This window comes from Hymenobacter sp. (assembly GCF_036388155.1).
GTDB lineage: Bacteria > Bacteroidota > Bacteroidia > Cytophagales > Hymenobacteraceae > Hymenobacter.
In genome coordinates this window covers 38,874-45,741 of sequence record NZ_DASVSI010000147.1, presented here as the reverse complement: position 1 = coordinate 45,741, position 6,868 = coordinate 38,874, and the positions used below count along the sequence as shown (strand labels likewise).

6 protein-coding genes are annotated in these 6,868 nt (G+C 61.8%); 5 read left to right on the top strand and 1 reads right to left on the bottom strand.

Features of this window, described 5'->3' with window-relative positions; genetic code table 11:
* Positions 1-64: 64 nt before the first annotated feature.
* The 5 genes from trpA to VF629_RS21060 all read left to right on the top strand — a co-directional run bounded on the left by trpA (position 65) and on the right by VF629_RS21060 (position 5,837).
* Positions 65-847 (top strand): tryptophan synthase subunit alpha, encoded by a 783-nt coding sequence (gene trpA, locus VF629_RS21080; RefSeq protein ID WP_331060485.1) that lies wholly within the window; start codon positions 65-67, stop codon positions 845-847.
* A gap of 156 nt (positions 848-1,003) precedes the next feature.
* Complete coding sequence (gene aroF, locus VF629_RS21075) at positions 1,004-2,008, top strand: 3-deoxy-7-phosphoheptulonate synthase (RefSeq protein ID WP_414653918.1); 1,005 nt, start codon at positions 1,004-1,006, stop codon at positions 2,006-2,008.
* A 232-nt stretch (positions 2,009-2,240) separates the two neighbouring features.
* Positions 2,241-2,960 (top strand): phenylalanine-4-hydroxylase, encoded by a 720-nt coding sequence (locus tag VF629_RS21070; RefSeq protein WP_331060484.1) that lies wholly within the window; start codon positions 2,241-2,243, stop codon positions 2,958-2,960.
* A 136-nt stretch (positions 2,961-3,096) separates the two neighbouring features.
* Positions 3,097-4,434, top strand: coding sequence for a helix-turn-helix domain-containing protein (locus tag VF629_RS21065; protein WP_331060483.1), 1,338 nt, complete (start codon positions 3,097-3,099; stop codon positions 4,432-4,434).
* 95 nt (positions 4,435-4,529) lie between these two features.
* Positions 4,530-5,837, top strand: coding sequence for a DoxX family protein (locus tag VF629_RS21060; protein WP_331060482.1), 1,308 nt, complete (start codon positions 4,530-4,532; stop codon positions 5,835-5,837).
* Between the two features lie 138 nt (positions 5,838-5,975).
* Here the strand turns inward: VF629_RS21060 and VF629_RS21055 are convergent, their stop codons facing one another.
* A complete protein-coding gene (locus VF629_RS21055; protein ID WP_331060481.1) occupies positions 5,976-6,848 on the bottom strand; it encodes a dienelactone hydrolase family protein in 873 nt (290 codons plus the stop codon).
* Between the last annotated feature and the right edge of the window lie 20 nt (positions 6,849-6,868).

Below are 6,868 nucleotides of genomic sequence, written 5' to 3'. Positions count from 1 at the left end.
GCAGTGGACGACCTCCGCGAACCTCTGCGGTTTTCCTCCGCGCACCTCCGCGAGAAACTTCCTTATGAACAACCGAATAGCCAACGCCTTTGCGAGCAAGCGAAACCTGCTCAACATGTATTTCACGGCCGGCTACCCGAGCCTGCACGACACCGTGCCGCTGGCCGAAGCGCTGGTAAACGCCGGCGCCGACATCCTCGAAATCGGCATGCCTTTCTCCGACCCGCTCGCCGATGGGCCCGTCATTCAAGGCAGCAGCTCGGTGGCCCTGGCCAACGGCATGAACCTGCCGGTGCTCTTCTCGCAGCTGCAAGGGCTGCGCGCCGCGGTGCCCGAAACGCCGGTGTTGCTCATGGGCTACCTCAACCCGGTGATGCAGTTCGGGGTGGACGAGTTTTGCCGGCAGGCCGCGGCCGTGGGAGTCGATGGCTTGATTCTGCCCGACTTGCCGCTCGACGAGTACGAGGATACTTACCAGGAAATCTTCAAGAAACATGGATTGAAGGCCGTTTTCCTCATCACGCCGCAGACTTCTGAGGAGCGGATTCGCCGGCTCGATAGCCTGTCCGAAGCCTTCCTATACCTCGTGTCGGGCCCCGGCACCACGGGCGGCACCACGCCCACGGACGCGCCGGCCCAGCAAGACTACTTCGAACGAATTGCCGCCCTGAACCTCCGCAACCCCCGCCTCATCGGCTTCGGCATTGCCGACAAGGCCGGCTTTGACCGGGCCTGCCAGCACGCGGAGGGAGCCATCATCGGCTCGGCTCTCATCCAAGCTCTGAAGGACGTGGACGACGCGCCGGCTGCCGCCGCCCGGTTTGTCCAGGGCATCAAGCAAGCGTAGCATTTTACCAACCCAATAAAGAACGGTCATGCTGAGCGTAGTCGAAGCATCTCGCGTGTGGTAGTAACTCAATCGTTTTACGAAGCGGTAGAGATGCTTCGGCTGCGCGGACGCCAGATGAGCATGACCGCCTTTTAACATTCCTACTTCTTATCCGTGATAATTCAACTCGAAAAAACGGCCCAGGTGCCCGCCATCACCGAGCACCTCAAGCTGCAAGGCTACAAGACCACCGAAGTGACCACCCAGCACGCGCACTACTTGGTGGCCATCGGGAAAAAGGACTTTGACATCCGCGCCATCGGCCAATTGCCGGGTGTGCGCGACGTGCACCGCGTGTCGGACGACTACAAGCTGGTGAGCCGCAAGTGGCGCGTGAAGCCGACGGTGCTCGACCTCGGCGACGGCGTGACGATAGGCGAGGGGACCCTGGCCTTGTGCGCCGGCCCGTGCAGCATCGAAAGCGAAGCGCAAATGGAAAAGGTGATGGCGCACCTCGTGGAAAACAACGTGCGCCTGATGCGCGGCGGCGTGTTTAAGCCGCGCTCGTCGCCTTATGCGTTTCGCGGGTTGGGCATGGAAGGCCTGAAGGATTTTCACCGCATGGCCCGCGCACGCGGCATCAAAATCGTGACCGAGGTGATGCAGGTGTCGCAGGTGGAGGAGATGCACGATTTCGTGGACGTGTTCCAGGTGGGCGCCCGCAACACCCAAAACTTTAACCTGCTCGACGCCTTGGGCGGGGTGGATAAACCCGTGCTGCTCAAGCGCGGCATTTCGGGCACCATCGAAGAGCTGCTGTCCTCGGCCGAATACGTGTTTTCGGGCGGCAACGAGAAGCTGATTCTCTGCGAGCGGGGAATTCGCACGTTTGAAACGGCCAGTCGCAATACCTTGGATTTGAACGCCGTGCCCATCCTGAAGGAGAAAAGCCACCTCCCGGTGGTGGTCGACCCTTCGCACGGCATCGGCATTCGCGACTACGTGCCCCAAATGGCCATGGCGGGCGTCATGGCCGGGGCCGACGGCATTGTGTACGAAACGCACGAGACGCCCGAAACGGCGGCCTCGGACGGCCAGCAAACGCTGAATTTTGACGAGTCGGCCAAGCTGATTCGCAACCTGCGGCGGGTGTATAAGCTCCGCGGTGAGCTGGAGTAAGCAAAAATTTAATCTAGCTATTTGCTTGCTATTTAAAAATCGGCTCTTACATTCGTTTCACTCATGCGCCTCCAACACGTCAACCGTATTATGCTAGCGACTTGCCCCAAGAAGGGGAAGAACGGGCTGCGGTTGGCGCTAAGGAAAGACAAGGCATGAAACCTGACTTTCACTAGAAACTCCAAAAAGCCCGGTTCCGTAAGGATATCGGGCTTTTTTTTGTCACAACGCTATGTTCACCAAGCCCTACCCAGCTAACGCCCTCGGCCAAGACCAACTGGTCTGGAAAATTCTGTTTGACCGCCAGACGGCGCTGTTGCACAAGCGCGCCGCCCCGGCATTTTACACCGGCCTGACCAAGCTGGGCCTCCGCCGCGAGTTCATCCCCGACATCCCGGAACTGAGCGCTACCGTGCGGGAGCAGACCGGCTGGCAACTGGCTCCGGTGGGCCGGCCATTCGCGCCCGATGCCTTCTTTGAGCTGCTGGCCGAGCGCAAGTTTCCGGTGGTGACGCGCATCCGGCCCATGCGGGCGTTCGACTTCAGCCCCGAGCCCGACCTGTTCCACGACCTCTTCGGCCACGTGCCCATGCTGCTGGACGAAGGGCTGGCCGATTTCCTGCACGTGCTGGGGCAGGCGTATCGGGCCCAGCCGGCGGGCTCGCCGGCGCGCGAGCAGCTGTGGGCGCTGTATTTCTTCACGGCCGAATTTGGCTTGGTGCAGCACGAGGGCTCGCCGCGGCTGTACGGCGCGGGCCTGTTGTCGTCGGCCGGCGAAATCCACCACTGCATCAACGAGCACACCCCGCGCTTGGCCTTCGACCTGGCCACCGTGCTGCGCACGCCCGTAACGGGCGCCCGCTACCAACACCAGTACTTCGTGCTGCCCGCCTGGGAGCAGCTGAACGAGTGCGTGGCCGAGCTGGCGGGCATGCTGGCCACCGCCTGGTAGTTGTTGGTTGTTGGTTACTGGTTTTTCGTTGCTGATTGTCAGTTATTAGGTAGTTCTATGCCAGTATCTGCCAACCGATAACCAGCAACTAACAACCAACAACCAACAACTACCAAGCGGTATGTAGCTTCGCGGCGTGCTGTTCGAATTCAGAGCTTATAGTGCGTTGCTGCTGCCGTTTGTGGTGCCGGGATTGGCGCTGGCGGCTCACCTGTTTATACGAGCCGCCCGCACTGGCACCCTGGCCGATGGCTTGTTGGGCTTGCTGCTGCTGCTGAACGTGCTGCCCGTGGCGCAGTGGATGCTGGGCTTTGCCGGCTGGTACGACAGCCACGACGCCTACAGCACGGCCATGTTCTACGTGCCGTGGCGGCCGTGGCTGGCCTGGGGACCGGTCTTTTACCTGTATTTCCGCAGCCTCACCAACCAGGAGTTTGAGCTGCGGCGGCACTGGTGGCACCTGGCGCCGTGGCTGCTGTTTGTGGGGGCGTTCGCGGGAACGGCGGTCTACGACGTGGGCTGGCAGCACCTGGTGCGCGGCCTGCCCATGCCGCACCATTTCGGCACCAAAGGCGCCGGGGCTGCCGCTCTCGACGAGGTTGACCTGCTCCTCGACATAGTTGGTTACGGGTCGATGCTGGGCTACGGCATTGCCACGCTGCGCCACTACCGCCACTACCGCCGCTACCTCGACGACAACTTCTCGGACACCACCCGGCTGCGCTTTCGAGGCCTGCGTGATTTGCTGCTGGCGGCCCTGCTGGCCTTGGTGGTGTGGCTGACGCTCGAAGTGCTGGATGCCCTTATTGGCCCGCTGGGGTATAGCGGGTCCTGGTACGCGTACCTGGCCAACGGCGTGCTGATTTATTACCTCAGCGTGGTGGGCTTGCAGGCCAATTATGCGGCCACCGTGCCCTTGCGGTTTGAGCCTGACGACAGCCCCCGGGCACCCATCGCCGCGGAGCTGCCAGCGCCTGTGCCGGTAGCGCTAACCGAGGGCCCGCCGACTCCTGCGTTCGTCAGCGCCGCCACCGCGGCTCGGCCAGAACCAGCAGCGCCGAGCCTGGAGCCTGATTCATTGCAAGTAGAGTTGCCCAAAACGGCCGGAGCACCAGCGGTTGAGCTGGCGCCCGAGTTGCGGCCGTGGCGCGAGAAACTGCTGCGCCTGATGGCGGAAGAACAGCCCTGGCTAGAGCCCGAATTGACCCTGGCGGAGCTGGCGCATCGGCTGCGGACCAACACCTCCCTGCTCTCGCACGTCATCAACACCGGGTGCGGGCAGAATTTCAACGACTTCGTGAACAGCTACCGCGTGGCCGAGGCCGAGCGCAAGCTCCGGGACCCGCGCCTGGCGCATTACTCACTGGTAGGCATTGCATTAGAGTGCGGATTTAATTCCAAGTCCACCTTCAACCGGGTGTTTAAGAAGCTAACTGTGCGCACGCCGGGCGAGGTCACCAGGCCCAAATCATAAATTGGGGCGGCCCAACCCGTAAGTTGGAGCGCGGGGAGCAGGGGCGAAGAGGACTTTTGGGGCATCCATTCGCCAACCCATACCCCTTTCCCCTCATGGAAACCTCCACCACCCTCCGCCCCGACTGGCGCGGTCCCGCCGCGGCTCTCGGGCTGCTTGTTTTCCGCCTGCACCTGGGCTTTGTCATGGTCGAAGCCGGCCTGCCCAAACTGGAAACGTCCGACTGGTTTACCCAACAAGTCGCCGACCTTGGCTTCACTTTTCCGTCGCCCGTGATGTGGGCGTGGCTGGCCGCCTGGGGCGAGCTAGCCGGGGGCCTCATGCTGATGCTGGGGCTGGGCACGCGCTGGGCCGCGGCCCAATTGGCGTTTCAGTTCTTCGTCATCTCGTTTATGTGGTACGACAAGCCGGAGTTTTTCACGGGCATGTACGTGCAGCAGGAAATGTTCTGGGGCTTTGTGCTGCTGGTGGGCACCGGCGCCGGCCGCTGGTCGGTCGATGCCTGGCTGCGGGGCCGGGCCTGGGCCATTTGGCCGCGCCGCACGCTGAGCCCAAAGGCCATCGCGACGGCTACGGTGGTGCTGTTGAGCGCAACGGCACTGGCGGGCTCGGCCGTTGCGGGCTGCGTTTCCGACCATCTGCGTTCCGACCTGACCATTGAGCCCGGCAAACAATTTTTGCTAGGTGGCAGCCAGCGCGGGGCCTTTAAAGTAGCCGCTAAAAATAAAGGCAAAGTGGCAGTGGAGATAAAGGAGCAGCTTTCGAGCGGCGCTTTCCTCAACAAAGCCACCCTGAAACCCGGTCAGTCCGGCGTCATTCGCTTTGCGGCGGGCTCGGCGGCAGTACTGCTCAATCCCAGCACCAGCCCCGCCCGCATGGACCTAACCGTAACCGGCGACAACGGCAACCTGCGCATGCAATCCGAAGTCCTGCCTGCCCGCGGCCAGGCTACTGCAACGCCCCGGCTGACCGGTGGCGACCTGTCCGACGTGCTGGCGCTCTGGCAAGGCACGCTGAAGTACGTGGACTACCGAACCAACAACACGGTGACGCTTAACACCTCGGTGCGAGGCGAAATGACCCGCCCCGAGCAACTTCTGCTGCGCTTCGATTTTGAAGAGCCCAGCAAAAAGCACGTGACCAGCGTCGATACGTTGAGGCTGTCGTCGGACGGCTCGCGGGTGCGGTGGGACGAGATGGATTACACCGTTCAAGCCAAAGAATGGCTGCCCAACCAAACCCTGCGCCTCGTGCTGCAGGGCCAGGGGCAGGACGACAACCGCCCCGCCACCATCCGCACAACGGTTCTGCTTAGCCCGAAGCAGTTTAACTTGAAAAAAGAAGTGCGCTACGAAGCCAGCGCGCCTTTCGTGCAGCGCAATCAGTTCGAGCTCTCCCGCTGAAACAAGCGCCGGCTAACCTGGAAATAAGGCGCCTCTGGCAGCAAAAAGCCTCTCCGGTTTGGGGAGGGGCTTTGAAGCGGTTTCACAAGTCGATGCGGGCCGTCATGCAGAGTGCAGCAAAGCATGACGGCTTGGTCTTTAGGCCTTCACTTTGAACTTGGTGCGCAGGTAAGTGAGTGCCTGGCCATGGGCCTTGGCGGCGTACTCGGCGTTGAACTTAGGGTTGGAAGGGTTGGCGAAGGCATGGTCGGCGTCGTAGCTCTCGATGGTTACTTTCTTGCCGGCCGCGGCCATGTCCTTTTTGAATTGGGCGGCTACTTCGGGATTTATCCACTTGTCTTGCGCGGCGAAGATGCCCAAGACGTCGCTGTTCAGGGTTTTGAGCTTGGCCACGTCTTTCTCGGGCATGCCGTAGTACATCACGCAGCCCACCGTTTGCTTGCCGGCGAGCAGGGCTTGTTGCAAGCTCCAGCCGCCGCCGAAGCACCAGCCCACGCTGGCAAACTGTGCCTTGGGGCCGGCGTACAGCTGCGCGCCTTTGAGGATGGCTACGGCCCGCTCCGACTTCACCTCGCCCATGTACTTGCCGGCTTCGTCGGGCGTGGTGGCCACTTTGCCGTCGTACAGGTCCACGGCAATGACGTTCACGCCGGGCATTTCGGCCGCGAACGTGGCGGCTTCTTTCTTGATGTAGTCGTTCAGCCCCCACCACTCGTGAATAACGAACAGGTACTTATTACTCGGCGTGGCGCTCTTGATTTCAAAGCCTTTGCCCGAGGTACCGTCCGGCGTCTTGAACTCAATCATCTTGCCCTCGCCCGCATAAGAGTAGGGCAGCGGCGCGTCGTGGCCGCCCGAAAAGTCTTTGTCGGCGGCTAGCATGGCGAAGGCCTCGGTGGCCGAAGCCGAGAGGTTGCCGGCGGGGCGGGCGCAGCAGCTGGCCATTTTCTGGGCCGAAGCAGAGAACGTAAGGCTCAGCAAAGCCGCACCAAGCGTAAGTAGTTTCTTCATAAAGTTGTGAGTGTTCAAAC

Excerpts from the sequence above, each read along its gene's own strand:
- trpA (WP_331060485.1), top strand. The coding sequence starts at position 65 with ATGAACAACCGAATAGCCAACGCCTTTGCGAGCAAGCGAAACCTGCTC.
- VF629_RS21070 (WP_331060484.1), top strand. The coding sequence starts at position 2,241 with ATGTTCACCAAGCCCTACCCAGCTAACGCCCTCGGCCAAGACCAACTG.
- VF629_RS21060 (WP_331060482.1), top strand. The coding sequence starts at position 4,530 with ATGGAAACCTCCACCACCCTCCGCCCCGACTGGCGCGGTCCCGCCGCG.
- VF629_RS21055 (WP_331060481.1), bottom strand. The coding sequence starts at position 6,848 with ATGAAGAAACTACTTACGCTTGGTGCGGCTTTGCTGAGCCTTACGTTC.